General features: G+C 69.9%; 24 protein-coding genes. 13 read left to right on the forward strand and 11 right to left on the reverse strand.

Annotation, left to right across the window (positions count from 1 at the left end; genetic code table 11):
- Positions 1 to 43: 43 nt before the first annotated feature.
- Positions 44 to 1576: an aminotransferase class V-fold PLP-dependent enzyme gene (locus ACFZDJ_RS26880; protein WP_391062276.1), complete on the reverse strand. Its 1533-nt coding sequence runs from the start codon at positions 1574 to 1576 to the stop codon at positions 44 to 46.
- Positions 1577 to 1741: 165 nt separating this feature from the next.
- On the opposite strand from ACFZDJ_RS26880, the gene ACFZDJ_RS26885 reads away from it, so the two are divergent.
- Both ACFZDJ_RS26885 and ACFZDJ_RS26890 read left to right on the forward strand, forming a co-directional pair.
- Positions 1742 to 1957 (forward strand): DUF4177 domain-containing protein, encoded by a 216-nt coding sequence (locus ACFZDJ_RS26885; RefSeq protein WP_168499473.1) that lies wholly within the window; start codon positions 1742 to 1744, stop codon positions 1955 to 1957.
- Between the two features lie 229 nt (positions 1958 to 2186).
- Positions 2187 to 2987, forward strand: a complete 801-nt coding sequence (locus ACFZDJ_RS26890) for a VOC family protein (protein WP_168514761.1) — start codon at positions 2187 to 2189, stop codon at positions 2985 to 2987.
- On the opposite strand, the gene ACFZDJ_RS26895 is transcribed toward ACFZDJ_RS26890, so the two are convergent.
- Positions 2965 to 3984: a DUF5937 family protein gene (locus ACFZDJ_RS26895; protein ID WP_391062532.1), complete on the reverse strand. Its 1020-nt coding sequence runs from the start codon at positions 3982 to 3984 to the stop codon at positions 2965 to 2967. The genes ACFZDJ_RS26890 and ACFZDJ_RS26895 overlap by 23 nt on opposite strands.
- Positions 3985 to 4155: 171 nt before the next feature.
- On the opposite strand from ACFZDJ_RS26895, the gene ACFZDJ_RS26900 reads away from it, so the two are divergent.
- Positions 4156 to 5379 carry an MFS transporter gene (locus ACFZDJ_RS26900; protein WP_391062279.1) on the forward strand — a complete coding sequence of 408 codons (1224 nt, stop codon included), beginning with the start codon at positions 4156 to 4158 and terminating at the stop codon, positions 5377 to 5379.
- On the opposite strand, the gene ACFZDJ_RS26905 is transcribed toward ACFZDJ_RS26900, so the two are convergent.
- Positions 5337 to 5573: a DUF6296 family protein gene (locus ACFZDJ_RS26905; RefSeq protein ID WP_168514759.1), complete on the reverse strand. Its 237-nt coding sequence runs from the start codon at positions 5571 to 5573 to the stop codon at positions 5337 to 5339. The genes ACFZDJ_RS26900 and ACFZDJ_RS26905 overlap by 43 nt on opposite strands.
- 189 nt (positions 5574 to 5762) lie before the next feature.
- On the opposite strand from ACFZDJ_RS26905, the gene ACFZDJ_RS26910 reads away from it, so the two are divergent.
- The 3 genes from ACFZDJ_RS26910 to ACFZDJ_RS26920 all read left to right on the forward strand — a co-directional run bounded on the left by ACFZDJ_RS26910 (position 5763) and on the right by ACFZDJ_RS26920 (position 9931).
- Positions 5763 to 8468 (forward strand): SpoIIE family protein phosphatase, encoded by a 2706-nt coding sequence (locus ACFZDJ_RS26910; protein ID WP_391062282.1) that lies wholly within the window; start codon positions 5763 to 5765, stop codon positions 8466 to 8468.
- A 153-nt stretch (positions 8469 to 8621) separates the two neighbouring features.
- A complete protein-coding gene (locus ACFZDJ_RS26915) occupies positions 8622 to 9080 on the forward strand; it encodes a cyclic nucleotide-binding domain-containing protein (protein ID WP_168514757.1) in 459 nt (152 codons plus the stop codon).
- A gap of 38 nt (positions 9081 to 9118) precedes the next feature.
- Positions 9119 to 9931 (forward strand): N-formylglutamate amidohydrolase, encoded by an 813-nt coding sequence (locus ACFZDJ_RS26920; protein ID WP_391062285.1) that lies wholly within the window; start codon positions 9119 to 9121, stop codon positions 9929 to 9931.
- On the opposite strand, the gene ACFZDJ_RS26925 is transcribed toward ACFZDJ_RS26920, so the two are convergent.
- Positions 9921 to 10490: a pyridoxamine 5'-phosphate oxidase family protein gene (locus tag ACFZDJ_RS26925; RefSeq protein WP_391062288.1), complete on the reverse strand. Its 570-nt coding sequence runs from the start codon at positions 10488 to 10490 to the stop codon at positions 9921 to 9923. The two genes, ACFZDJ_RS26920 and ACFZDJ_RS26925, sit on opposite strands and share 11 nt — an antisense overlap.
- A gap of 125 nt (positions 10491 to 10615) precedes the next feature.
- Here ACFZDJ_RS26925 and ACFZDJ_RS26930 point away from each other — a divergent pair, with 125 nt between their 5' ends.
- The 5 genes from ACFZDJ_RS26930 to ACFZDJ_RS26950 all read left to right on the forward strand — a co-directional run bounded on the left by ACFZDJ_RS26930 (position 10616) and on the right by ACFZDJ_RS26950 (position 16284).
- Complete coding sequence (locus tag ACFZDJ_RS26930; protein WP_390935629.1) at positions 10616 to 11440, forward strand: amidohydrolase family protein; 825 nt, start codon at positions 10616 to 10618, stop codon at positions 11438 to 11440.
- 49 nt (positions 11441 to 11489) lie between these two features.
- Positions 11490 to 12740 (forward strand): DUF4032 domain-containing protein, encoded by a 1251-nt coding sequence (locus ACFZDJ_RS26935; RefSeq protein ID WP_390935627.1) that lies wholly within the window; start codon positions 11490 to 11492, stop codon positions 12738 to 12740.
- A gap of 75 nt (positions 12741 to 12815) precedes the next feature.
- Positions 12816 to 14492 (forward strand): FAD-dependent oxidoreductase, encoded by a 1677-nt coding sequence (locus ACFZDJ_RS26940; protein ID WP_390935625.1) that lies wholly within the window; start codon positions 12816 to 12818, stop codon positions 14490 to 14492.
- Complete coding sequence (locus tag ACFZDJ_RS26945; RefSeq protein WP_391062290.1) at positions 14489 to 15937, forward strand: ATP-binding protein; 1449 nt, start codon at positions 14489 to 14491, stop codon at positions 15935 to 15937. The genes ACFZDJ_RS26940 and ACFZDJ_RS26945 overlap by 4 nt, the downstream gene beginning before the upstream one ends.
- The gene (locus ACFZDJ_RS26950; protein ID WP_168499453.1) at positions 15934 to 16284 is read left to right on the forward strand and encodes a UBP-type zinc finger domain-containing protein; all 351 of its coding nucleotides are present in this window, start codon (positions 15934 to 15936) and stop codon (positions 16282 to 16284) included. The genes ACFZDJ_RS26945 and ACFZDJ_RS26950 overlap by 4 nt, the downstream gene beginning before the upstream one ends.
- Positions 16285 to 16339: 55 nt before the next feature.
- Here the strand turns inward: ACFZDJ_RS26950 and ACFZDJ_RS26955 are convergent, their stop codons facing one another.
- Both ACFZDJ_RS26955 and ACFZDJ_RS26960 read right to left on the reverse strand, forming a co-directional pair.
- Complete coding sequence (locus ACFZDJ_RS26955) at positions 16340 to 16585, reverse strand: VOC family protein (protein WP_391062294.1); 246 nt, start codon at positions 16583 to 16585, stop codon at positions 16340 to 16342.
- 133 nt (positions 16586 to 16718) lie between these two features.
- A complete protein-coding gene (locus tag ACFZDJ_RS26960) occupies positions 16719 to 17207 on the reverse strand; it encodes a MarR family transcriptional regulator (RefSeq protein WP_391062296.1) in 489 nt (162 codons plus the stop codon).
- 220 nt (positions 17208 to 17427) lie between these two features.
- On the opposite strand from ACFZDJ_RS26960, the gene ACFZDJ_RS26965 reads away from it, so the two are divergent.
- Entirely contained in the window at positions 17428 to 18054 is a 627-nt protein-coding gene (locus ACFZDJ_RS26965; protein WP_390935616.1) for an isochorismatase family protein, read from the forward strand.
- A 113-nt stretch (positions 18055 to 18167) separates the two neighbouring features.
- Here the strand turns inward: ACFZDJ_RS26965 and ACFZDJ_RS26970 are convergent, their stop codons facing one another.
- From ACFZDJ_RS26970 to ACFZDJ_RS26980, 3 genes are all read right to left on the reverse strand, one after another.
- Positions 18168 to 19100, reverse strand: coding sequence for an aldo/keto reductase (locus tag ACFZDJ_RS26970; RefSeq protein WP_391062299.1), 933 nt, complete (start codon positions 19098 to 19100; stop codon positions 18168 to 18170).
- 231 nt (positions 19101 to 19331) lie between these two features.
- Positions 19332 to 20792: a glycoside hydrolase family 76 protein gene (locus ACFZDJ_RS26975; protein ID WP_391062302.1), complete on the reverse strand. Its 1461-nt coding sequence runs from the start codon at positions 20790 to 20792 to the stop codon at positions 19332 to 19334.
- Positions 20793 to 20823: 31 nt separating this feature from the next.
- Positions 20824 to 22437 (reverse strand): ricin-type beta-trefoil lectin domain protein, encoded by a 1614-nt coding sequence (locus tag ACFZDJ_RS26980; protein ID WP_391062305.1) that lies wholly within the window; start codon positions 22435 to 22437, stop codon positions 20824 to 20826.
- A 388-nt stretch (positions 22438 to 22825) separates the two neighbouring features.
- Here ACFZDJ_RS26980 and ACFZDJ_RS26985 point away from each other — a divergent pair, with 388 nt between their 5' ends.
- Positions 22826 to 23884, forward strand: coding sequence for a glycoside hydrolase family 76 protein (locus tag ACFZDJ_RS26985; protein ID WP_391062308.1), 1059 nt, complete (start codon positions 22826 to 22828; stop codon positions 23882 to 23884).
- 4 nt (positions 23885 to 23888) lie between these two features.
- Here the strand turns inward: ACFZDJ_RS26985 and ACFZDJ_RS26990 are convergent, their stop codons facing one another.
- Entirely contained in the window at positions 23889 to 24878 is a 990-nt protein-coding gene (locus ACFZDJ_RS26990; protein WP_391062311.1) for a substrate-binding domain-containing protein, read from the reverse strand.
- A 208-nt stretch (positions 24879 to 25086) separates the two neighbouring features.
- Positions 25087 to 26382 (reverse strand): extracellular solute-binding protein, encoded by a 1296-nt coding sequence (locus ACFZDJ_RS26995; RefSeq protein WP_391062314.1) that lies wholly within the window; start codon positions 26380 to 26382, stop codon positions 25087 to 25089.
- Positions 26383 to 26395: the final 13 nt, after the last annotated feature.

Raw genomic sequence — 26395 nt, forward strand, 5'->3', positions numbered from 1 at the left:
AGGCGCGTCCAGGTCCACGACGGCTGCCACCGCCGCCAGGCTCTCAGCACCCCACCCGAGCCGCCAGCCCCGTCACCCCCGGCACGCGGTCGCGATAGGTCTGGGTCACGAACGTCAGGAACGTCTCGATGTCCCTCGGCTGGGACGACACGCCCAGGGAGATGCGGACGGCACCGGCCGAAGGCAGCCGCAGCAGGTCCAAGTACTCCTCCATCGAACCGAGTTGCCTGCCCGCGGCCGAGCGCAGCCGACGCAGCGGGAGGGCGAACGCCGCCTCACCGGCACCCGGGTTGCAGAAACAGCCAGTACGCAGCGAGATACCGCGCGCGGCGCTGTCACGGGTGACGACGCGCTCGTCGACGATACGGCCGTCCGCTCCCAACAGGTTCAGCGCGACCGTGCCGCCACGGGCCGCCCCGGCGTCCAGGGGGCCGTACACGCGGGCCATCGGGGAACCGTCGCTGTGGCGCAACGCCCCCAGACCGGTGAGCAGTTGGCCGGTGAGGGCGGTGACGTGGGCGTGCACCCGGTCCATGCCGAGGCGGTTGATCCACTCCAGCCCGGCGGTGACGTCCGGGGCGGACAGGAAGTTCACCGTGCCGTCCTCGAAGGCCGCCTCGTCGTCCGCGAGAACGTGCCACTGCGCCTGCGCGCTGACCGCGTAGATCGTGCCACCGGAGAACCAGGGCCGGCGCAGCTTGGCGAGGGCCTCCCGGCGGGCGATCAGACTGCCGATGCCGGTGGGGTGGCCGAAGACCTTGTACCAGCTGACGACGGTGAAGTCCGGATGGAACCGGCCGAGGTCGAACGGATTCGTCGGCACGAAGGCGGCCGCGTCGAGCAGGACGTCGTAACCGTGTTCCTGCGCCCGCGCGATCCACTCCAGCGGATGCTGGACGCCGGTGAAGTTGCTCTGGGCCGGGTAGGCAAGCAGCCCGCGCGGCTCCACACCACCGCGCCGCCCCAGGCGGCTCAGGCGGCTCAGGCGGCACAGGCGGCTCGGGTGACGCCCAGGGCCGCGTCCGCGCGCGGTGAGCGCGTCCCACAACCGTTCCTCGTCGATCCGCAGGCCGGGCCCGCTCACGGGGACGTACGCCGTCGCGGCTCCCCTGGCCCGCGCGTACTCACGCAGACCGTTGACCGAGTTGTGGTTGTCCAGCGACATCACCAGCCTGCTGCCGCGCGCGAACGGATACGCCTCGCCGACCAGGCGCAGCGCGCCCGTGGCGTTGGCCGTGAAGATCACGGCGTACTCGGCGGGGTCCGCGCCGAAGTGCCGGAGCACCGCGCGGCGGGCCTCGGCGAGCAGCAGTCCCGAGGCGCGGGAGGCCGGGCTCTCGGAGTGCGGGTTGCCGAATAACCCGCCGGTGATCCGTTCGGCACTCCCCGTGACGAGCGAGCGTGGCGGCAGCCCGGCGCCCGTGTGGTCGAGGTAGGTGTGGCCGCCCTCGTCGAGGTAGCCGAAGTCGCGCGCCCGCAGCCCTGCGAAGCCGTCCACGCCCCCCTCGCCCGCGGCAATGCCTCCGCAAGCCTCTTCGGTCACGCGTATGTGGCCGCTGCCCGGTGCCTTGTCCATGAGTTCCCTCCGCCCGGCCGGTCCTTCCCCACGCTCCGGACCGGCCCTCCATGAAGCTTCACCAAAGGTATCCGTACGGACCGGCCCCTCCCCTGTGCCACGGCATCGAACAGTGATTGGGTGGGCCCGGCCCTACCGTTCGAACCGCAGGAGAACCCCGCAGTCATGAGCAACGCTTACACGTACGAGTACAAGGTCGTCACCTTCCGGGAGTCGCTCATCGGCGACGCGCTGGACAGCGACAAGCTGGAGAAGGTTCTGAACAAGCACGCCGAGGACGGCTGGGCGCTCAAGGCGATCACGTCCGCCGATGTCAAGGGGCGCATAGGCCCCGGCGCGGTGGAGGGACTGCTCCTGACCTTCGAGCGACCCCGAGCATAAATCCGGTTATGCCCGTTTATGCCCTTGTATGGTGCGTAGGAGGCCGAGGCGGGGGATGCTGGAGCTGATGAGACAGCGGATCCGCGGGTACTCCTGAGCCGTCGGAGGCCTTCCGGTGCGGAAGGCCTCCCCGGGCTGGGTGGACGTCGGTCGCGTGCCGTGTGCCACCGATATCCCGGAGTACTCGTGTCCAGCCGCTGCCGGCCAGTGAGGTCAGGACGGTACAGCGATGAAGAGCGACAGAACACTCGACCGTGCGGTTGTCTCCAGCCACTCGGTGTTCGGCGCGCCCTGCTGGGTCAGCCTGGCCACACGTGATCTGCGGGCCGCGCAGGATTTCTACCACGCCGTACTGGGCTGGGAGTGGCACGCGGGCAGGCTGGGCAGGGAGTACCGGTTCGCCCGGGTCAACGGAGTGCCGGTCGCCGGCGTCTCGGCGATGTCCGGCTTCGGAGCGAGGATGGCCACCTGGACCCCGTACTTCGCGGTGGCGAATGCGGACGAGACCGTGTCCCGCAGCCAGGAGCGTGGGGGTACGACCGCGGTGGGACCGCTGTCGTTCCCGCCGGGCCGGGCGGCCCTGCTGGCCGACCGGGACGGAGCGGTCTTCGGCATCTGGGAGGGCGAGCTGGTGGCCGGCTGGGAGGAGTGGCGCCGGGCGGCACCGGTCTTCGTACGGCTGCACACCCGCGACGCCTTCGACGCCGCCATCTTCTACGGGGAGGTCCTGGAGTGGGCGTCCTCGGCCCCCGGGTCCTGCGAGGTGCGCTACGAGGACAACGAGGTCGTGCTGCGCAGCCGGGGCGATGTCGTGGCCCGTATCCACTCCGGCGCGGTCGAGGCGGCGCCGGACCCGACGATCCGGCCGCACTGGCAGATCCACTTCACCGTCGACGACGTCGAGGCTGCCGCCCGCGCCGCCCGCGCTCACGGCGGCACGGCCCACCAGCAGGGCGTCGGCTCGACCGAGGCCATCCTGACCGACCCCGACGGAGCGCACTTCACCGTCACCTCCAAGGGCGCCGGGTAGCTCGTCGGGCCCCGGCTGCCAGCGCGTCCCCCAGCGCCGTGCGCTCGTAGAGGACGTACTGCCCCTGCCGGTGCGACACCAGCAGCCCGGCCTCGCGCAGCACCGAGAGGTGGGACGAGACGGACGAGGGAGCCAGACCGTGGCGGTTCGCCAGGGTCGTGGTCGAGGCGGGACCGTCGAGGCCGACGAGGACGGCGGCGCGGTGGGGTCCGAGCAGCCGGGCCAGCGCGGCGGGCGCCTCGGTGGGGGCGGCCCCGGTCGGCGGGCCGCCTGTGCCCCGGGCCGGATAGATCACCGTCGGCTGCCAGGGCCGGGCGAAGCCGCTCACCACGTCCGGCCGTACGAAGACACTGGGCATCAGCAGCACACCCCGCCCGTCGGGCCCCTGCGCCTCCTTCAGGTCGGCGTACATGCGCAGGGTGAGGGTGTCGTCCGCCCACTCGATCTCCGGGTGCAGGTCGCCGAAGAGCGCTTCGAGGCCGCCGTCCGCCAACTGCCGTGAGCGGTAGGCGATATCGGCCTCCAGGAGAGCCTGGTGGCGGGGCCAGTCCGGCGCGAGCAGCGCGTGCCAGGCCCGTTCGGTGAGGTCGGCGAGGCGTCGCACGGTGCCCGCCGGGTCCTCCAACGCCGCCCGCCCGTACGGCGATGAGGCGGCGCCCGGTGTGCAGGCGAGCGAACGCGCCAGCTCGGTACGGGCCATGGCGGGGTCGGTGGCGCGCATCAGGGCCAGCTCCTCGTCGAAGGAGGCGTTCGGCGTCCGCGGCGGCGGTCCCAGGAAGTCCGGGGTGTAACCGCCCTTGCGCGGGATGAACAGCCACAGCTCCGTCAGTTCCAGGCCCGCCACGATCTCGCGCACGCGGCGCAGCCAGTCCCGGTGGAAGGCGTGCCGGTCCGGACGCCGCAGCATGCGCAGCGCCTCGTGCGTCTGGCAGAGCGGGGACACCGCGAACCGACAGCGCGTCAGATCGTCGGTGCCGAGGTGCAGGGTCAGCGGCAAAACAGTCTCCGACGGGTCTTCAGCCGAGCTCACGGGGTCGGGATGAGCGATTCGGCTCCAGCCGAAAGAGTAGTGGGCCGCGCGAGGACCCCGCACGCTGGCGCGTGGCCGCGTCCGGCCGCCTGCCCCCTCCCCTACCCCCTCAACGCCCCCTCGCAGAAAGGCTCGTGGATGGCGAGCGTACGTCTCACCGCCTGGCGCAGGACCGCCGTCGTCGCCGCGCTCATGCTGGCCGCGTTCACCTTCAACACCACGGAGAATCTGCCCGTCGGACTGCTGCCGCTCATCGCGGACGACCTGCGTGTGTCGCTCTCCTCCGTCGGGCTGCTGGTCACCGGGTACGGCCTGACCGTGGCCGTCGTCTCGCTGCCCGTCGCGCACCTGACCCGGTCGATCCCGCGCCGCCAGGTGCTGTCGGGCCTGCTGGGACTGCTCGTGGTGGCCAGCTGGATGTCGGCACTGGGCGGTGTCTCGTACGGCTTGCTGCTCGCGGCACGGATCGCGACCGCGCTGGCCCAGGCGCTGTTCTGGGCGGTGATGGGTCCGGTCGCCGTGGGGTTGTTCCCGCCCGAGCGGCGCGGGCGGGTGATCGGGCTGCTGTCCGTCGGGGGCTCACTCGCCACGGTGCTCGGGGTTCCGGCGGGTACCTGGCTGGGCGGGCACAGTGGCTGGCGGGCGCCCTTCGTGGTGCTCGGCGCGCTCGGCCTCGTCGCGCTCGTCGCCGTCGCCGCCTTGCTGCCGACCTCGCGTCCGGACGAGGGGCACGCGGCGTACGGGTCGGCCCCCGACGTCCGCCGGTTCGCCGTGGTGCTGGCGACCACCGCGCTGTCGGTCACCGGCGCCTTCGCGGGATTCACGTACGTCGTCGCCTTCCTCTACGAGGCGGGCGGTTTCTCCAAGGATTCGGTGAGCGCCGTGCTGCTGGCGTTCGGGGTGGCGGGCATCGCGGGCGTCTCGGCGGCCGGCCCGCTCCTCGACCGCTTTCCGCGCGCGACGCTGACGGTCCCGGTGGCGACCCAGGCGGTGGCGTTGCTCGGGCTGTACCTGGGCGGCGGGCGCAGCCAGGTGGCGACGGTCGCCCTGCTGACGCTCCTGGGCGCGTCGGTGGGCCCCGTCTTCATGGCCACGCAGAGTCAGGTCCTCCTCGTCGCGCCCGGCCGTACGGAGCTCGCCCTGGCGGCGAACTCGGCCGCCTTCAACGCGGGCGTCGCGGCGGGCGCGCTGACGGGCGGCGCCCTGCTCCACGCCGCCGGGGTGCGCGGGACGTTCCTGGCCGGCGGAGTGCTCACCCTCGGCGCCCTGGCCGTCCTGACCTGGCCCGCGACCGGCTGGTCGCGGGCGAAGCCGGACGGTCAGGACAGTGGTTCGGCGGTGGGCACCATCGGCGACTGGTAGCCACCGCTGGCCAGCATCCGTACTTCTCCCGCCGTGCTGATCTCGGCGCGGAGGATGCCGGTGGGGTCGGAGTACACCGGGTTCCCGCCCGGGCCAAGGGCGGCGGTCCGTTCGACGACCACCTCGTCGGTGATGACGCCGACGCCTGATTCCTGATGGGTGAAGAGCAACCGGTAGCGGTCCGGAGTGTGCATGACGACCTCCCGTACCCGAGACAAGCCAGAGCTACATATGCGGGCAAATCGGCCCTCCTCCATGATGCGGCCAGATCAGTCCGACAGCAGCACTCACCGAGCGGCCCTCGCCGCGGGGCCCGGACCGGCCCCTGTCACACCACGTGCTGCCCCTCGCCTCAGGGCGCCCGGCAGTGTAGACATAGGCACATGGTCCGGCTCTTGGGTCGATCCCGGGCTCGGTCGACCCCTCGCCCAGGCGGTCCGCGCGCGCGGCGCAGACCCGCGTCGGGACCGCGGTCCGCGTTGGGCGGACGCAGCGTCGCCGGCCAGGTGTTCGTGCTGCAAGTGATGATCGTGCTGCTGCTGATCGTCTCCGCGGTGGTGGCACTGGTGCTGCAGGTACGGCACGACAGCACGCAGGAGGCCCGCAACCGTTCGCTGGCCGTCGCCGAGACGTTCGCCAACGCGCCCGGCACCCGTGAGGCGCTGAGCAGCCCCCACCCCACGCTCGTGCTGCAGCCGCAGGCCGAGGCCGCCCGCAAGCACTCCCACGTGGACTTCATCGTCGTGATGAACACCGACGGGATCCGCTACACCCACCCCAAACCGGACCGGATCGGAAAGAAGTTCGTCGGGAACACCGCCCCCGTGCTGGCCGGCCAGTCCATCACCGAGGAGATCAACGGGACCATCGGGCCGCTGGTGCAGGCCACGGTGCCCGTCAAGGCGCCCGACGGCAAGGTCGTGGGCATGGTGTCGGCCGGTATCACGACCGCCAAGGTGGGCGGTGTGGCGAACCGGCAGCTGCCCCTCCTGCTGGCCGCCGCGGCGGCGGCACTCGCCCTGGCCACCGCGGGGACGGCCCTCGTGAGCCGGCGTCTGCTGCGCCAGACGCACGGCCTGGGACCGTACGAGATGACCCGGATGTACGAGCACCACGACGCGGTGCTGCACGCCGTCCGGGAGGGGGTGATCATCGCCGGCGGCGAGGGACGGCTGCTGCTCGCCAACGACGAGGCACAGCGCCTGCTCGACCTGCCCGCCGACGCCGAGGGGCGGCATGTCCTGGAACTGGGCCTCGAGGCGGACACCGCCGACCTGCTGGCCTCGGGACGGGTCGCCACGGACGAGGTGCACCTGGTCGGGGACCGGCTGCTGGCCATCAACCAGCGGCCCACGGACCTCCAGGGCGGCCCGCCCGGCAGTGTGGCCACCCTGCGCGACTCGACCGAGCTACGCGCGCTGTCCGGCCGGGCCGAGGTGGCGCGCGAGCGCCTCAAGCTCCTGTACGACATCGGGGTGGGCGTCGGCACCAGTCTGGACGTGACCCGCACCGCCGAGACGCTGGCGGAGGTGGCCGTTCCGCGGTTCGCGGACTTCGCCACCGTGGACCTGGCGGACGCCGTACTGAACGGGGAGGAGCCGGACGGGGTCACCGAGCTGCGCCGTACCGCGTGCAGCGGCATCAGCAAGGACACCCCGCTCTACCCGGTCGGCGAGAAGATCCGCTTCGTCGCCTCCACTCCCCAGGCCCGGAGCCTGCGCACGGGCGAGGCCGTCGTCGAGCCCGACCTCGAAGGGGCCCCGGGCTGGCTCGCCCAGGACCTGGAACGCACGACGCAGGTGGTGGAGTACGGCATCCACTCGCTGATCACCGTGCCCCTGCGGGTGGGCCCCCTGGTGATGGGCGTCGTCAACTTCTGGCGCTCCCGCAAGCCCGAGCCCTTCGACGAGGAGGAACTGGCCCTCGCCGAGGAACTGGTCGCCCGTGCCGCCGTCTCCATCGACAACGCGCGCCGCTACACGCGCGAGCACACCATGGCCGTGACCCTGCAGCGCAGTCTGCTGCCGCGCAACCTGCCCGAGCAGGGCGCCCTGGACATCGCCTACCGCTATCTTCCGGCGCAGGCGGGGGTGGGCGGGGACTGGTTCGACGTGCTGCCGCTGTCCGGCGCCCGGGTCGCCGTCGTCGTGGGCGATGTCGTCGGCCACGGACTGCACGCGGCGGCCACGATGGGACGCCTGCGGACCGCCGTCCACAACTTCTCCGCCCTGGACCTGCCGCCGGACGAGATCATCGGGCTCCTCGACGAGCTGGTCGGCCGCATCGACCAGGACGAGGCGGCGGCGGACAGCAGCGCCGCGATCACCGGCGCCACCTGCCTGTACGCCGTCTACGACCCGGTCTCCCGGCTCTGCACCGTCGCCCGGGCCGGCCATCCGCCCCCGGCGCTGGTCCGTCCCGACGGCAGCGTGGAGTTCCCCGATGTGCCCGCCGGGCCTCCGCTGGGGCTCGGGGGTCTGCCGTTCGAGACGGCCGAGCTCAAGCTGGAGGAGGGCAGCCGCCTGGTGCTCTACACGGACGGGCTGGTCGAGGACCGGGAACGGGACATCGACGAGGGGCTCGAGCTGCTGCGGGCCGCCCTCACGGGGGTCGACCGGTCACCGGAGGACACCTGTCAGGCGGTCCTGGACGCCCTGCTCCCGGCCCGCCCGAGCGACGACATCGCCCTGATCGTCGCGGGCACCCGCGTGCTCGGCGCCGAGCACATCGCCGAATGGCAGGTGCCGTCCGAACCGGCGGCGGTGGGGGAGGTACGCGCCTCGGTCACCCGGCAGCTGGCGGAGTGGGGCCTCGACGACATGGCGTTCACCACCGAGCTGATCCTGAGCGAACTGGTCACGAACGCCATCCGCTACGGCAGTGGCAGCATCCAGGTCCGCGTGCTGCGGGACCGCAGCCTGATCTGCGAGGTCTCGGACAACAGCAGCACCTCACCCCGCCTGCGGTACGCGGCCACCACGGACGAGGGCGGACGCGGCCTGTTCCTCGTCGCCCAGCTCGCCGAACGCTGGGGCACCCGCTACACCCAGGCCGGGAAGGTCATCTGGGCCGAACAACCGCTGCTCTGAGCGGCCCACGGAAGGGTTCACGGTCTCGGTCCGGTCCCCCGGCGCGACGAATTCCGTGGTTGCCGGTCCAATGGAGGTGACGGGATACACCGACCGGTACGACATGTGCCGTCGCGTCCTAGGGGCCCTGCGGCGGTGCACTGGAGGTCCGCGATGCCCACTGCTCTCCGGCTGCTGCCCGCCCTCTCGCCCGACCATCGGGAGCGGCTGATGTCCCTGGCCCGGGAGGTCTCCTTCCCGGCGGACGGAAAGATCTTCGAGGCAGGGGGAACCGCGGACCGTTTCTGGGTGATCCGCTCCGGAACGGTCTCCCTGTACCAGCGGGTCGTCGGGGAGCGACGCATCTCCGTGGCGACACTGGGGCCCGGCGATCTGCTCGGCTGGTCGTGGCTGTTCCCGCCGCACCACTGGGACTTCGGCGCCGAGGCGTTCAGTCCCGTACGCGCGTACGAGTTCGATGCCGCGCAGGTGCGCACGCTCTGCGACCAGGATCCGGCCCTGGAACTGTCGCTGACCCGGACGATCGCCGCGATCCTCGCGCACCGGCTGGAGACGACCCGGGCGGCCCTGATCGAACACTACGCGCGCCACGGCGGTGGCAGCGTGCGCTGAGGTGAGCGGTGGGGGCCGGGCTGCGATAGGAATCTCACGTGAACCAGACTCCTGACCGCAACGAGACGTCCTTCGAGCTCCTGCCCGGTGCCCCCGACTCCCCCGTCATCCTGCACGTCCCGCACTCCTCGCGGCACATTCCGGCGCCGGTGCGCGCCGGCATCGCGCTCGACGACGCCGCGCTGGAGCGGGAGTTGGACCACATCACGGACGCGCACACCGCGGAGCTCGCCGCGGCCGCGGCGCGGGCGGCCGAGGTCACGCCGTGGAGGTTCGTGAACCGGCTGTCCCGGCTGGTGGTCGATCCCGAACGCTTTCCCGACGAACGGGAGGAGATGCTGTCCGTCGGCATGGGCGCGGTCTACACACGCACGACCCGTCGCACACCGCTGCGGCCCGCCGACGTCGACCCACGGCCACTGCTCGAGCGCTACTTCCATCCGTACGCGGCGGCCATGACCGCGGCGGTGGCCGACCGACTCGCCGTCACCGGGCGGGCGGTGATCGTCGACGTCCACTCGTATCCGACGGCCAGGCTGCCGTACGAGCTGCACGGCGACGGTCCGCGACCGCAGGTCTGTCTGGGGACCGACTCCTTTCACACGCCGCCCGAGCTGGTCACCCTCGCGGAGAAGGCGTTCGCGGGCCTGAGCGGTGTCGGGATCGACAGCCCGTTCTCCGGCGCGTACGTCCCGCTGCGCTTCTACGAGCGGGAGCCGCGGGTCACCGCCCTGATGGTGGAGATCCGGCGGGACACGTACATGACCGAGCCGGGAGGCCCGACGGGCCCGGGGTTCTCGCGGCTCGCCTCGGCGCTGACGGCTCTCGTCGACGCCATGGTCAGCGAGTGAAGCGCCAACAGGTCTGACTGAAGCGCTTGCCCCTGCCGAACCCGAAGACGGTGTGCGGTGCCACCTCGAAGACCAGGGCGAGGCCCGCGTCCCTGGTTTCCTCCGTCGACGGCGGCGCCGCAGCCGCCGTGGCGGAGTCGAAGGCCCCGTTGCGCACCTCGAAGTGCCATTCCGGGCCGTACTTCGCCTCCCACGCCGCCGCCAGCCCGGCCAGCCGCTTCTCGTCGGTGATACGGACCGCGTCGCCCTCGACCACCAGGTCGGGGCCCTCGCCGTAGGCGTTGGTGCCGGTGGTGAGCACGACATGCGGGTTGGCGGCGAGGTTGAGCCCCTTGCGCTCCCGCGCGCCGGTGGCGAAGTGGAGCGCCCCGTTCAGCCACACCGACAGCAGGGGGGTCACGTGGGGTCGGCCGTCCGGACGTACCGTCGACAGCCAGAAGATCTCGGCCTTCTCCAGGCGGGACGCGGCCTCCGCCCAGGGAGTGGCGGTGGCCCCGGGGGAGCTGTAGCGCGCGTCCAGATCGGTCTGCGGTTCCTGCGTCTGTGCCCGTGTCGGCATGGCGGTGTCCTCTCGGTCCTCGGTCCCCACCCATGGTTCCCGTGAAGTACTGCCTCCGCGCGCGGATCCCCCTAGGGTCGGGATAAGCACTCGCTTAGCCACAAGTCCGGGGAGGGTACGGAATCATGCCGGTCGTCGACGCGTGGATGCAGCACCCCACACTGCGCCACTCCAACCACGAGATGTTCGAGTCGCTGCGCCGCTGGACCGGCATGGGGCTGCTGGAGGAGCCGCTTCCGGTGAAGGTCACGGTGGCGGCGCTGGCGGCTGCCGACGTGGAGATCGGGCTGTCCGCGGCCTGGTACGGGCCACAGGGGCCCCTCATCGGCAACGACGAGGTCGCCGAGTTCGTCGCCCGGTCCGAAGGGCGGCTGCGCGGGGTCGCGGGCGTGGACCTGACCCAGCCCGTCGCGGCCGTGCGGGAGCTGCGGCGAGCCGTCCAGGAGCTGGGTTTCGTGGCCCTCAGGATCGTGCCGTGGCTGTGGCAGCTGCCGCCCACCGACCGGCTCTACTACCCGCTGTACACCGCCTGCGTCGAGCTGGGCATCCCGTTCTGCACCCAGGTCGGACACACCGGACCGCTGCGTCCCTCCGAGACGGGCCGGCCGATCCCGTACATCGACCAGGTCGCGCTGGACTTCCCCGAACTGACCATCGTCTGCGGGCACATCGGCTACCCGTGGACCACGGAGATGATCTCCGTGGCCGACAAACACCCCAACGTTCACATCGACACCAGCGCCTACACCGCCCGCCGCTACCCGACCGAACTGGTCGACTATCTGCGCGGCCGGGGACGGCGCAAGGTCCTCTTCGGCTCCAACTACCCCATGATCACGCCGAGTCAGGCCCTGGAACACCTCCCTGACCTGCGCCTCGACGAGGAGACCACCGAGTTGTTCCTGTCGGGCAACGCCCGCCGCGTCTTCCGCCTCGGGGATCATTCGTAGATGCTGGGGCCAGGTACACGTTCGACTCCGAGGTGAGGGCAGCCCGTCGATGGCTTTGCAGATCAGCGCCACCAACCCGGAGCACCCCGCGCTCCTGCTCGAACTGCCCTGGCAGCTGCCGCTGGAAGAGTGGCCGGAGCACTACCTGGTCCCGCTGCCGCGCGGCATCTCACGCCACGTGGTGCGCTACGCGCGCGCCGGCACCGAGGTCGTGGCCGTCAAGGAGCTCGCCGAGCGGCCCGCCCTGCGCGAGTACGAGCTGCTGCGCAGCCTGGACCGGCTCTCCATCCCCGCCGTGGACCCGCTCGCCGTGGTCACCGGGCGCACCGACGGCGAGGGCGGCCCGCTGGAGCCCGTCCTCATCACCCGGCACCTGGGCGGCTCGATGCCGTACCGGTCGATGTTCGAGACGACCATGCGGCCCGCTACCATGCACCGCCTGATGGACGCGCTCGCGGTGCTGCTGGTGCGGCTGCATCTGGCGGGGTTCGCGTGGGGCGACTGCTCGCTGTCGAACACACTGTTCCGGCGCGACGCCGGAGCGTACGCCGCGTATCTCGTGGACGCCGAGACCGGGGAGCTGCACCCGCAACTGAGCAACGGGCAACGGGAGTACGACCTCGATCTCGCCCGTGTCAACATCAGTGGGGAGCTGCTGGACCTGGAGGCGGCCGGGGCCCTGCACCCCTCGGTCGACCCGATCGAGTTCGGCATGGAGATCTGCGCGCGCTACCAGAGCCTGTGGGAGGAGCTGACCCGTACGTCCGTCTACCCGGCGGGCAAGCACCACTACATCGACCGTCGGATCCGGCGTCTGAACGACCTCGGTTTCGATGTCGCCGAGATGCAGATCGCGCACTCCTCGAACGGGGACACGGTGACCTTCGTGCCCAAGGTCGTCGACGCGGGCCATCACCAGCGCCAGCTGCTGCGGCTGACCGGGCTCGACGCCGAGGAGAACCAGGCGCGACGGCTCCTGAACGACCTGGAGAGCTGGATGGCCACCCAGGACGACTACGCCCCCGGCGATCCCCTGGCCGCCCGCCCCGAGGTCCTCGCCCACCGCTGGGTGCGGGACGTGTTCCGGCCGACCGTCCGGGCGGTGCCGCTGGACCTGCGCGGCTCCATGGACCCGGCGGAGATCTACCACGAGCTCCTCGAACATCGCTGGTACCTGTCCGAGCAGGCCCAGCACGACATCGGCCTGGACACCGCCGTGGAGGACTACGTCACCAACATCCTCCCCAAGATGCGGGAGTCCCTGCTGCCACCGGCGGATGCCCCCGCAGGGCCCGCGTGAAGCGGTTCCAGAGCGAAGGCGAGCGTTCGTACATACGATTGAGGGCGACACTGTCCTGCTCGGGGTGGGAGACGTATGGCACAGGCCGCAGCTACAGCGCGGACCGTCATTCTGACCGTGGATGACGATCCCGGGGTGTCGCGCGCCGTGGCGCGCGACCTCAGGCGCCGCTACGGCGAGTCGCACCGGATCGTGCGCGCGGAGTCCGGGGAGACCGCGCTGGACGCGCTCAAGGAGCTGAAGCTGCGGGGCGACCAGGTGGCGGTGATCCTCGCCGACTACCGGATGCCGCAGATGAACGGCATCGAGTTCCTGGAGCAGGCGCTCGACGTGTACCCCGGCGCACGCCGGGTGCTGCTGACCGCGTACGCGGACACGAACGCGGCGATCGACGCGATCAACGTGATCGATCTGGACCACTATCTGCTCAAGCCGTGGGATCCGCCGGAGGAGAAGCTCTACCCGGTCCTCGACGATCTCCTGGACGCCTGGCGGACCAGCGACTACCGGCCCGTGCCGACCTGCAAGGTCGTCGGGCACCGGTGGTCGGCGCGCTCCTCGGACGTACGGGAGTTCCTGGCCCGCAACCAGGTGCCGTACCGCTGGTACTCGTCCGACACTCCGGAGGGGCAGCGGCTGCTGTCCGCGGCCGGTCAGGACGGGGAGCGGCTGCCGCTGGTGATCACGCCGGACGGTACGCCGCTGGTCGAGCCCGATGACCCGGATCTCGCGGCTCGGGTCGGCCTGGCCACGACGCCGACGTCGGAGTTCTACGACCTTGTCGTCATCGGCGGTGGTCCGGCCGGACTCGGAGCCGCCGTGTACGGCGCGTCCGAGGGGCTGCGGACCGTGCTCGTGGAGCGCTCGGCGACCGGCGGGCAGGCCGGGCAGAGCTCGCGCATCGAGAACTACCTCGGCTTCCCGGACGGGGTGTCCGGGGGCCAGCTCACCGACCGGGCGCGGCGGCAGGCGGCGAAGTTCGGTGCCGAGATCCTCACCGCCCGCGAGGTGACCGGCCTCGAGGTCACCGGAGCGTCCCGCACCATCCGTTTCTCGGACGGCTCGGCGATCTCCGCCCACGCGGTGATCCTCGCGACCGGCGTCTCGTACCGGCAGTTGCAGGCACCCGGTCTGGCCGACCTCACCGGATGCGGCGTCTTCTACGGTTCGGCGCTGACCGAGGCGGCCGCCTGCCAGGGCCACGACGTGTACATCGTGGGCGGGGCGAACTCGGCCGGGCAGGCCGCCATGTACCTGTCGCGCGGCGCGAAGTCGGTCACCCTCCTTGTACGGGGAACGTCGTTGTCCGCCTCGATGTCGCACTATCTGATCCAGCAGATCGAGGAGGCGCCCAACATCACGGTGCGCACCTGCACGGTCGTCGACGCGGCGCACGGCACGGACCATCTTGAGCAGCTCACCCTGCGGGACGTGACGAGCGGGCACACCGAACTCGTCGACGCGCAGTGGATGTTCGTGTTCATCGGCGCGGCCCCGCTCACCGACTGGCTGGAGGGAACCGTGCTGCGGGACGGGCGCGGATTCATCCCGGCGGGTCCCGACATGACCATCGACGGGCAGCCGCCCAAGGGCTGGGAGCTGGACCGGCCGCCGTACCACCTGGAGACCAACATTCCCGGCGTGTTCGTGGCCGGGGACGCGCGTGCCGAGTCCGCGAAGCGGGTCGCTTCCGCGGTCGGAGAGGGAGCCATGGCCGTCATGCTCGTCCACCGTTATCTGGAGCAGTCATGAGCGGGCGGCCGATGCCGTGCGACATGGCGGAACTGAGCACGCTGTTCCTGTTCGAGAAGCTGGACGCGGACCAGCTGGGCCGACTGTGCCGGGAAGGCCGGGTGGAGGAGTTCGACCCGGGTCCCGTCTACATCGAGGGCGATCCGGCCACCTGCTTCTTCGTGCTCCTCGAAGGCACCCTGGTGATGTCGCGCCGGGTGGGGGCCGACGACGTGGAGACCACCCGCAGCTCCCAGCGCGGGGTGTACGCCGGGGCCACCCAGGCCTACGTGAGCGGGCCGGACCAGGCGAACTACAGGGGCTCCCTCCGCGTCACCGTGCCCTCCCGGTTCTTCATCCTGCCCGCCGAGACCTTCTCCTCGATCATGCGGGACTGGTTCCCCATGGCCGTACACCTGCTGGAAGGGCTGTTCTATGGCACCCAGAACGCCCAGCGGACCATCGGGCAGCGCGAACGGCTGCTGGCGCTCGGTTCGCTGTCGGCCGGGCTGACGCACGAGCTCAACAATCCGGCCGCGGCGGCGGTCCGGGCCACCTCCGCGCTGCGGGAGCGGGTCGCGAAGATGCGGCAGAAGCTCGGCGCGATCGCCGCGGGCCCCTACAAGCGCCACACTCTGGAGATCCTGGTCGAGATCCAGGAGCGCACCGCCGAGCGGGTCGCCAAGGCCACGCCGCTGAGCCCGCTGGAGACCTCCGACCGGGAGGACGCGCTCGCCGACTGGCTGGACGACCACGACATCGCGGGCGGCTGGCAGCTCGCGCCGACGTTCGTACAGGCGGGGCTCGACACGGACTGGCTGGACCAGGTCGCGGCGGCCGTGGACGAGGAGACGCTCCAGGGCGCGGTCCACTGGCTGAACTACACCGTGGAGACCGAGCTCCTCATGAACGAGATCGAGGACTCCACGACCCGTATCACGCACCTCGTGGACGCGGCCAAGCAGTACTCGCAGCTCGACCGCGCGCCCTATCAGGTCGTCGACGTCCACGAACTCCTGGACAGCACGCTGATGATGCTCTCCGGGAAGATCGGCTCCGGCGTCAAGATCGTCAAGGAGTTCGACCGTACGCTGCCGAAGATCCCTGCGTATCCGGGCGAGTTGAACCAGGTGTGGACGAACCTCATCGACAACGCCGTCTCGGCGATGGACGGCGAGGGGACCCTGACCGTGCGCACCGCACTCGACCACGACCAGCTGCTCGTCGAGTTCCGCGACACCGGTCCCGGGGTACCGCCCGAGATCCGCGACCGCATCTTCGACCCGTTCTTCACCACCAAGCCGGTCGGTGAGGGGACGGGGCTCGGTCTGGACATCTCGTTTCGGATTGTTGTCAACAAGCACCACGGGAGTCTTCACGTGCAGTCCGTCCCGGGCGACACCCGTTTCCAGGTACGCCTTCCCCTGACCGCCGCGGACACCGAAACACCCGAGGAGCCCTCATGAGCCTGCCCGCCGGAATCGACCCGAGCGTCCCGCCGAGCGGTACGGGGTGCGGGGACTGCGACGCCGTCGGCGGCTGGTGGTTCCACCTGCGCCGCTGTGCGCAGTGCGGCCACATCGGCTGTTGCGACGACTCGCCCGCCAAGCACGCCACCGCGCACGCGAAGAGCACAGGCCATCCCATCATCCGCAGCTTCGAACCCGGCGAGGCCTGGTTCTGGAACTTCGACACGTCCGAGCTGTACGAGTCCGGCCCGGACCTCGCTCCCCCGGTGAGCCACCCCGAGGACCAGCCGACACCGGGTCCTGCGGGGCGGGTGCCGGCGAACTGGGCGAGCACGCTGGGCTGACCTGCCGACCCGTACCTTCAGCCCCGTGCCCTCTGTCCCGTACTTTCAGTGGACGTCAGCGCACGGAGTTGCCGTACATCTCGCCCAAGGGCTCGGCGAGGAGTTCGACGCGGGCGCCGTCGGGGTCGCGGAAGTAGAGCGAAGTGCCGCTCTCCTCCTCGTAGTCGACCCCGGCGGCATCGAGCCGATCGCGCAGCCGCTGCCAGGCGGTGGGGTCGACGGAGATGGCCAGATGGTGCAGTCCGCCGAGCACCTCGGTGTAGGGGCCGAGGTCGAGGCCGGGGGAAACTCCGTCCGCCATTCAACCACTTTGCTGCCACCCTAGACCTCGCGGCCGCACATGGGACACCGGTCGGTGACGGTCACGGTGCCCTCGGTCGAGCGAGGGCTCCGTCACGGCCGCCGGGGTGCCAAGGCTGAACCAGCACCACCGGTCACTCAGTCGCCCTGACCGCTTCCCGGCCGCCTTGGCTGTCGTGCTGGACCTCGCGTTGGAGATCGGCCACGCGATGGAGAGCCTTCTTGAAGGCGGCGTACTCCTGCCTGCCCAGCGTCTTCGCGTGGCGTTCCTCGATCGTGCGCATGATGGAGACGGCGGCCTCCATCTGGAGCAGCCCACGTTCGGTGGGGCAGATCAGTTTGGCCCGGCGGTCCCCGGGGTCGGGTTTGCGTTCGACATAACCCAGGCGTTCAAGGTCGTCGACGAGGGAGCCGATGACCTGCTTGTGCTGTCCGGAGACGCGGGCGAGTTCGCTGGCACGGATGCCGTCGGCACGCAGGTAGGCGAGAACGGCGCCGGCCCGGGGCTGGATGTCGTCGAAGCCCTGCTCGGCGAGCGCGGTGAACAGCTCACGCTGAACGGAGAAGAGGACCTGGGCGGCGAGCACGCCAAGGTCCGGTTCCGCGGTCTGGTGCCCGGTCAACGCCTCTCCCGTCTTGGCGGTCGTCCGCCACTGTGCTGTGTGACCAGCGATTTCAGTTGCCCGCCCGAGGGGCCCCGACATCGCCGCCCCGACCCGGGCGCCCCGCCCCGAACGGCGCTTGCACTCCGGGGGGCCGAGGTATAGCTTCGAATTGTCACTAAAATTGACTATCAAGTCTAGTGACCAATAAAGCTGTGGCTCAACCCTCAGGGAGCGGAAAATGAGCGAGCGCAGCAAGTTCTTGGAATCGATCACCCGGGAGAACGCCGCCGTGGTGCTGGTCGACCACCAGGTAGGCCTCCTGTCCGGCGTCCGGGACATCCCGGTCGGCGAGCTGAAGCACAACGTGGTGGCCTTGGCACGGGCAGCGACCGTGTTGGGCATCCCACTGGTCGTCACCACCACCGCGGCCGAGAGCATGTGGGGGCCGACCGCCCCCGAACTGGTCGAGGCGCTGCCGGCCGGACAGAAGATCATCGACCGCAGCACGGTCAACGCCTGGCACGACGACCGGGTCCGCGAGGCCATCGAGGCCACCGGCCGGCAGAAGCTGATCTTCGCCGGGGTATCGCTCGAGGTGTGCGCGGCACTGCCCGCGATCTCCGCGACGGCCGCCGGGCATGACGCGTACGTCGCCGTGGACGCCTCCGGCACCTTCAGCCAGGCCAAGCGGGAGGCCGGACTGCTGCGGATCCAGCAGGCGGGCGTCGTCGTCAGCGACTACGCCACCCTCATGGTCGAGGCCCTTGCCGACAACGCCGCCCCCGAGGCCGGCGCCGTCTACGCCGCCCTCGACATGCCGTTCGCCGTCCTGGTCGGCCAGATCTCCGCGGCCTACCAGGCCTAGGGCCTGTCGTTTTGATCAGGCCTGAGCCGCGCGGTCTGATCAAGCGCCGTCTCGCTCGGTGATCAGGTGGCTCCATGAGCCGTACTTGCCCCTGTTGACAGGAATCGGACCTGTCAGGTCCCCCCATGCCACGGCCTGCTGGGCGCGGCCGGCCGCAGGGAGGTAAGGCGTGCCATCTCCTCCTCCGAGAGCCGCAGCGTGCCGGCCGCCATGTTCTGCGCGAGGTGGTCCGGATCGCCGGTGCCCGGGATCGCCAGCACGTGCGGCCCCTGCTGCAAGGTCCACGCCAGCCGGACCTGCGCGACGGACACACCGTGTGCGCGGGCGACGGCGCACACCGCCTCGCTGTCACGGGCAGCCGGACCCGCCTCGCGCCCGGAACCGGCGATCGCGAAGAACGCGACGAAGGCGAGACCGAGTTCACCGCAGAGCCGCAGGAGAGCCCGGTCCTCGCTCAACTCACCGATTCCGTAAGGGTTCTGCACGCAGACCACCGGGGCGATGGCCCGTGCCTCGGCCAGTTGCTCGGACGTGACGTGGGAGATACCGAGGTGGCGGATCAGTCCGGCATCGCGCAGTTCGGCCAACGCGCCGAAGTGCTCACCGATCGAGCCGGTCCGCCGACTCGGCGGCACGCGCAGGTTCACCACGTCCAGGTGATCGCGGCCGAGTTGGCGCAGGTTCTCCTCGACCTGGCCGCGCAACTGCGCCGGTGTGGCCCACCACCACGCGCCCGAGGGATCGCGGCCCGGCCAGACCTTGGTGGTGATGACCAGATCCTCCGGGTACGGCGCCAGCGCCCGGTTGATCAGCTCGTTGGCGGAGCGCGTCGCCGAGAAGTAGAACGCTGCGGTGTCGATGTGGTTCACGCCGAGCTCGACCGCCCGCCGGAGCACACCGATCGACCGTTCGCGGTCGCGCGGCACGCCGCGGTCGAAGGGCGCGCTACCGGTCAGGCGCATCGCGCCGAACCCGACGCGGTTGACGGTCAGGTCACCGAGTTGCCAGGTACTTGTGGCTGCCGCGGCGTTCGTCCGTGGGCTCATGACATGGATCTCCTCTTGCGGGTTGGGAACGCGGAACCGATGGGTGGCGTGGCGCATTCAGGTGGCTCGGCGGATGAGTACCTTCGAAGCGGTTCCACCAGTACCGGGGCAGGCTGGACCCGGGCACGAAAAAGAGCCTCCCCGGCGGATCGGAATCCGCACCGAGAAGGCTCATGTGACGACGAACATCTTAGCAGCGTGGACAGGGCGGTGCCGGTCGGCGATGACCGGTCAGGAAGCCGCGTTCATCACGTCGAGTGCGCTCTGCTGGCGGGCGGCGTCCGTGGAGTCGATCGGCCCGGCCCAGTGCAATCCGTACGCGTCGAGGGCGCTGCGGTCGTGCGCGTAGGCGGAGTCCGCCTGCCGCGTGAGGTACGAGGTGTAGGGGCGCTCGGACAACTGGGCGTTGAAGGCGCTCAGCCCGCGGACGCAGGCGCCCTTGAAGGTCGGCCCGTCGGCCCCGCAGCCGTTCGTCTCGCACGGCTCGCGCAGGATTCCGCCGGAGTTCAGCGCCGTGGAGGTGGTCGAGGCGTCACCGATCTGGCGGCCGGTGGTCAGCAGGGCCGAGTCCCCCGTCGCGCGGTACAGCTCGGCCAGTCCGCCGAGGAGTACGCCCTGGTTGTACGACCATGCCGTGGACCCGTTGTTGCGGCAGGTCGAAAGGTCGATACCGTCGTTGACGAGGTGCGAACTGTTGATCACGCCGGTGCCCTTGAACCACGACCACTCGGCGTTCGCCCGGCCGAGATGGACCGTGTCGCCGCCGATGCGGTTGTGCAGGGCGGCGTTCAGCTCCAGGTAGAGGGAGTTGGCGATCGCGTTCTTGTACGTCTTCGCCGTGCTCCACCACACCCCACCCCCGCACGTCGAGTCCCAATACTGCGCCATGTAGTCCGCGTCGGCGCGGGCGGTGTTCAGATAGCGGCTGTCACCGGTCAGGTCGTACGCGGCGACCCAGGCGAGCCCCCACCAGCCGGTGTCGTCGATGTAGTCGTTGCGGAACTGGCCGCCCTGGGCCCCGAGTTGGCGGTCGTAGGTGTTCGCGATGGCGTACTTGTAACTGGGCATTCCGGTGACGCGGATGTTGTCGATGATCGCGGTCAGGGCGTTGGCGGAGTTCCACCAGCCGGTGGTGTCGAACAAGCCGGTGGAGTTGCTGTACGACTGCATCAGCGCGGTGGCCGCCGCCGTGGGGCGGCTGTACGCGTTCCAGGTGGTTCGGGCCCATGCCGTGCAGGCGATCTCGGCCCGGTCCCCCGCCTTGCCGCAGGCCCGCAGCGCGCCGACGCCGTTGTTGTTCCAGTCGTCGACGTTGTACATCAGCGTGCGCCAACCCCCTTGTCCCGAGGGGATGGTGGTGTCGCCGAGCTTGCTGCCCGAACTCCAGGTGCGGCCGCCGTCGAAGGAGCGGTCGAGCCAGACCTCGTCGGTCGGACTGCCGTTGGTGATCGAGGCCCAGCCCATCGCGTCGGTGTCGTCGAAGTGCAGGGCGAGGGTGCGGGAGTAGATGGTGGCCGTGACCGGCTGCCGGTCCTGCGGGGACAGGGCCGGGTCGCGGCCGTCGCAGTACTTGTTGCAGATCGTCGCCTCGGGGGCGGCGGTCGCGACGCCGCCCGTGACCGTGATCAGGAGGGTCAGCGTCGCGATCAGACCGGTCCCAATTCTCAGGACCCGGCTCGCCATTGAGTTCATGTCAGCTCCGTGGACGTGGGGGGTGAGAGCGTCAGCCCAGACGCCACTGCTGGTTGGCGCCGCCGTTGCAGGTCCACAGCTCGACCTGGGTGCCGTTGACGTTCCCGGCGGGCTTGTCGCCTCCGGTGACATCGAGACAGAGCCCCGACTGGACGCCGGTGATGGTGCCGTCCGGGTTGGTGCGCCACTGCTGGTTGGTGCCGCCGTTACAGGTCCAGAGCTGGACTTTGGTGCCGGACGACGTGCCGTTGTCGTTGGCGTCCAGGCACTGTGTGCCGCCGTAGAGCCGCAGTTCACCGGCGGCGGTGAGGGTCACAGCCTGGTTGGCGCCCCCGCCGCAGTCCCAGATCTCGATCTTGGTGCCGGGGGCGGTCTGGCCGTCGTACGCGTCGAGGCAGCGGTGGGAAGAGACTCCGATCAGCGGGTGCGTCGTCCCGATGCTGGTTCCGCTGCCGCCGGACACCCGGAACATGACCGAGCCGTGTCCCGGAACGTTGGCCGCGATGCTGCCGCTCGTACTGCTGATCACGTGCGACCAGAGGTTGTTCACCCGGTACGAGGACGCTGCCGGGAGGCCCACCGCGGAGGCCGAGGTGGTGATCGTGGCCGCGCTCGAGTTCTCGTTGAACAGGACCACCGACACATCACCGTTGGCGAGGGGTTTGGTCAGGACGTGCAGACCACCCGACGAGGAGATCTCGGTGCCCTGCTTGCCCAGGGAGTCCTGGTCCACGGCGATGACGTCCTTGTTGCCGTAGAGGGAGAGGGTGGCGGCGGAGGCTTTGCGCAGGTCGGTTCCGGCGATCAGTGGCGCGGCCATCTCCGCCCACAGGCTGAAGTGGGAACGGTCCTCGGTGAACGACATGCCGTTGCCGACTTCGAGCATGTCCGGGTCGTTCCAGGCGCCGGGCTTGGCGTACTGGGCGAGCTGGACGTTGGCCTTGTAGATCGACACCACCGTGGAGAAGTTCACGTTGATGTCGCCGGTGGTGCGCCAGCTGTTGCCGACCCCCGCGCCCCAGGTCCACACACTGGCGAGGCCCCAGTTGCAGAGGCTGTAGACGATCGGGCGGCCGGTGTTCGCCAGGGCGTCGCGCATCGCGGTGTAACGCTGCTGGTCGGGCACGTTCTGGTGGTTGCAGTTGTCGTACTTCAGGTAGTCGACGCCCCAGGAGGCGAAGCTGTTGGCGTCCGTCTGCTCATGGCCGAGGCTGCCGGGGAATCCCTGGCAGGTGGCGGTGCCGGCGCTCTCGTAGATGCCGAGCTTGAGTCCCTTGGAGTGGACGTAGGCGGCGGTACCGCTGATGCCGTCGGGGAACTTGGCGGGGTCGGGCACCAGTTGACCGGCGGAGTTCCGGGCGGAGGTCATCCAGCAGTCGTCGATGTTGACGTACTGGTACCCCGCGTCCTTCAGACCGGAGGAGACGAGATAGTCGGCGGTCTGCTCGACCAGCGTCTCGCTGACGTTGCAGCCGAAGGCGTTCCAGTCGTTCCAGCCCATCGGGGGCGTCCGGGCCAGGCCGTTGTCGAGAGCGTGGACGCGCGCGGCCGAGCTCAGCAGGAGCAGGGGCGGGGAGAGCACCAACAGCAGCAGCGCGAGCACTGCTCTCAGGGGTCTCCATGGTCTTGACGGGGCGGCGGTCATGTCTGCGTCTCCCATTTCGCCGTGGGGGCCGGACGTGTCCAGATGTCCGAAGCTATGGAAACGTAACCATCGCGAAGATCTCACTACCCCGACCGGACGTCAATGGTCCGTACCACAAAGGCCGTTGAGGAGATCCAGCAGAACTGCCGTGACTGCGCGGTCCGTTGACGACTCCATGCGACGGTGGCAACGTTTCCATCGCCGATACGCCTGTACGACCCGTGCAGGCAGCGGCGCTCTGAATGGAGGCGTTCCGATGCGCTTGAATCCCTCTCGCCGGGCGCTGGTCGGCGGCGGCATTGCGGCAATGGCCACGTTGACCGTGGCCAACGGAGCGTCCGCCGCAGCAGACTCGAGCGGATCTCAACACACGGACCGATCCAGGGCGTTGTCACGCGGCATCGCCGCCTACGCCGCGCTGGAGAGACACCTGGCGAGCAAGGACGGCTCAGGTCTGGTCCGAGAGCAGTATCCGGCGGCGTCCGGAGACAACGCGTACTCGTACGAATGGCCCTTCTCCCAGGTGCACATCACCGCCCTCGACCTCGCGGCGGTCGATGCCCGGTACGCGGTGGAGGTGGCCGAGCGGGCAAAGGCGCAGGAGCACTACTGGAACGCCGGCGGCGGCACGACCGAGCTGCCCGGGTACGACTCCTACCCTCGCGCCCCCTACGGCTCTGGCGGCGACATGTTCTACGACGACAACGAATGGGTGGGCCTGGCAAAAGTCCAACTCCATCTGCAGACAGGGGACTCGGCGGCACTGGCCCGGGCCGAGGAGATCTTCGACCTCGTCAGGTCCGGCTGGGACACCGACTCCACCCACGCCGCTCCCGGCGGTGTCTTCTGGACCCAGGCGAATTGGAGTCAGGACCGCAACACCGTCTCGAACATGCCGGGCGCCCAACTCGCCCTCCGTCTGCACCAGATCACCGGTGAAGACGGCTACCTGGACTGGGCAGGACGGTTCTACGACTGGACGAACACGTATCTGCAGAGTCCCGGCGGTCTGTACTGGGACCATCTCGACCTGAAGGGCACGGTCGAGAAGACCATCTGGTCGTACAACCAGGGAGTGCCGGTCGGCGTCAACGTCCTCCTCTACAAGGCGACCCACGACCGCACGTATCTGCGCCGGGCCGAGCGGATCGCCCAGGCCGCCTACGCCTACTACGTCACGCAGGGACGGCTGTTCACCCAGCCGGTGTACTTCAACTCGATCTTCTTCAAGAACCTGCTGCTCCTGGAGTCGGTGACCGGGGACGGCACGTACCACCAGGCGATGGCCGACTACGCGGACGAGCTCTGGTCCACGATGCGCGATCCCGGCACGGGGCTTGTGCACTTCGACTCGTCCGGCGGCACCGAGGCGATCCAGCAGGCGGCCTTCGCGCAGCTCTACGCCGTGCTCGCGTGGCCGCGCGAGCTGTGGCCGACGCTCTACTGAGTCTCTACCGGGCAGCCGTCTCCCCCGTGCCACGGGCGATCAACTGCGCCGGCAGCACGATCCGGTGGAAGGGGGCGTCCTCGCCGTTGATGCGGTCGATCAGCAGATGGGCGGCGCGGCGGCCGAGTTCCTCGATGTCCGAGGTCACCACCGTGACCGGGGTGGGGAGCATATCGGCGAGCTTGAAGTCGTCGAAGCCCACGACGGCGATACGGGCGTGCAGTTGCTGACTCGCCCGCAGGACGCCCTCGGTGAGGAAGCCCGTCGTCGAGAAGATCGCCGTCGGCGGGTGCGGCGAGGTGAGCAGGGCGTGGGTGGCGGCGGTGGCCTCCTCCGTGGTGCCGCGCCGCAGGGTGACCACCAGTGCTTCGTCGGCGTCGATGCCGCTCTGCCGCAGGGCCTTGCGGTATCCGCGCAGCCGGCGGCCTGTGGTGTAGTACGAGGGGGCGACGAGGATCGCGATCCGGCGGTGGCCGTGGTCGATGAGGTGCTGCGTCGCCATGCGTCCCCCGCCCTCGTTGTCGACGAGGACGACATCGGCCTCGGCTCCGGTGGCGGGGCGGTCCACGAAGACGATGGGCACCTGGTCGTGACCGTTGACCTCCTGCAGAAAGGCGTGATCGCCCTGGTCGGGCACGATGATGAGCCCAGCCACTCGTCGCCCGATCAGCTCGCCCACGGCACGGCGTTCGACCTTCGGGTCCTCGTCGGCGGTGCTGAGGAGAACGGCATATCCGGCTTGGGCCGCCACCTCGACGGCCGCCTTCGCCAAGGACGCGTAGAAAGGGTTGGTCAGGTCGCCGAGCAGCAGGCCGATGGTCATCGAGTTCTGCCCGGGGCGCAGGGAACGCGCGATCTCGTTGCGCTGGTACCCGATCTCGCTGATCGCCGCGTTCACACGGTCGGCCGTCTCCTCACGGACCGCCCCGATGCCGTTGACGACGCGGGACACGGTGACAAGGGCGACTCCGGCCCGCTCTGCGACATCGCGCATGGTCGGCCTGGTGTTCTGGCGCTGCGGGAGACGACTGCTCACGTGGGGCGGAGACCAACTTTCCTTACGTGTCGCGGCCACCTGAGAGGGTGCCGCGCGGGCCTGACCGGGCGAACGCCCTCAGGATACGTTTCCGGTCCCGTCGTACGCCCCGGTCGGCGGGCAGCTTGCCCGCCGACCGCGAGCGAGGCGAACCGGAGGCGGACACCTAACTGTTGCTCTTGATCAATTCGTTGATCTTGTCGGCCATGGTCTGTAGATCGGACAGCGGCTTCTTGCCCTGGAGGATGTCGGGCCAGTACGCCGTGACCAGGTCGCTTGCCTGGCTGGCCCACTGGGTGGTGAAGCGCACGCCGATGGTGGACGAGGCCTTCAGATCCGTCTTGACGGTGGAGGCGACGGTCGTCTGCCCCGCCTTGTCGAGGGCGTTGAAGTAGGAGTCCTGAGCACCGGTGTAGGCCGGCACCGCCACGGGCGAGTCGGGGAGCACCTTGTCCCACACGGTTGAGTCGAGGTACTTGAGGACCTTGAAGGTGGCGTCCGCGTTCTTGGTGTAGGAAGGGGTGCAGATGCCCACGGCGTCGTACAGCGTCGACGGCTTGTCCACCTGGGGCAGGGGCGCGAATCCGTACTTGATCTTCGGTTTGTCCGTGAGGAAACCGGCGGCCAGCCACTGGCCGCTCCAGAGCATGGGGATCTCCCCGGCCGAGAACAACGACTGCTGGTTGGAGATGTCATAGCCGGGAGGCGCTACGGCGCCGCTCTTGATCCCTGCCACGAGCTTGCTGACGCCTTCGGTGTACGTGGCGTCGACGGTGACCTTGGTGGGGTGGTGGACGTCGTCGGTGAAGGGCGCGCCGCCGGCGGACTGGGAGTAGAGGCTGAGGCTGAAGGGGGCGTCGAGGGCGGTCATGGCGTCGGCGACCAGGCCGTACTTGGCGCCCTTCTCGTGCAGCTTGGCGGCGGCCTCGTACATCTGGTCCCAGGTCCAGCCGGCCGCGGGTACCGGGATGCCCGCTGCCTTGAAGGCGTCGATGTCGTACCAGATGCCATAGGTGTTCATCAGCGAGGGGACGCCGCCGATCTTGCCGTCGGCGGTCTTCCAGTTCTTCATGGCTGTGGAGTCGAAGCTGCCCGTGCTGAAGGCGCCGGAACCGGAGAGCTTCGAGGACCAGTCGGTGAGCAGCCCCTGACCGGTGTACTGCTGCTCGGTGTCGTTGCCGCACCAGAACAGGTCGGGGAGTTTCCTGGCCTGGGTCAGCGCCGAAAGCTTGTCGCTGTAGTTGCCGTTGGGCGTGTCGATGCGTTTGACCGTGATGCCGGGGTCCTGGAAACCGGCTAGGGCCTGGTCGATGAGCTTGTTGGTCGCGTTCGACTCCCAGGTCATCACGGTGACCGTGGTCTTCCCGCCCGACTCCTGACCCGAGGAGCCGCCGCAGGCGGCGGTGGCCAGCAGTCCGCCTGCCGCCAGCAGCGCTCCGGCGGCATGGAGTGTTCGTTTCAACGTGGCCTCCTGG

It is taken from the genome of Streptomyces sp. NPDC007896 (assembly GCF_042959425.1).
GTDB lineage: Bacteria > Actinomycetota > Actinomycetes > Streptomycetales > Streptomycetaceae > Streptomyces.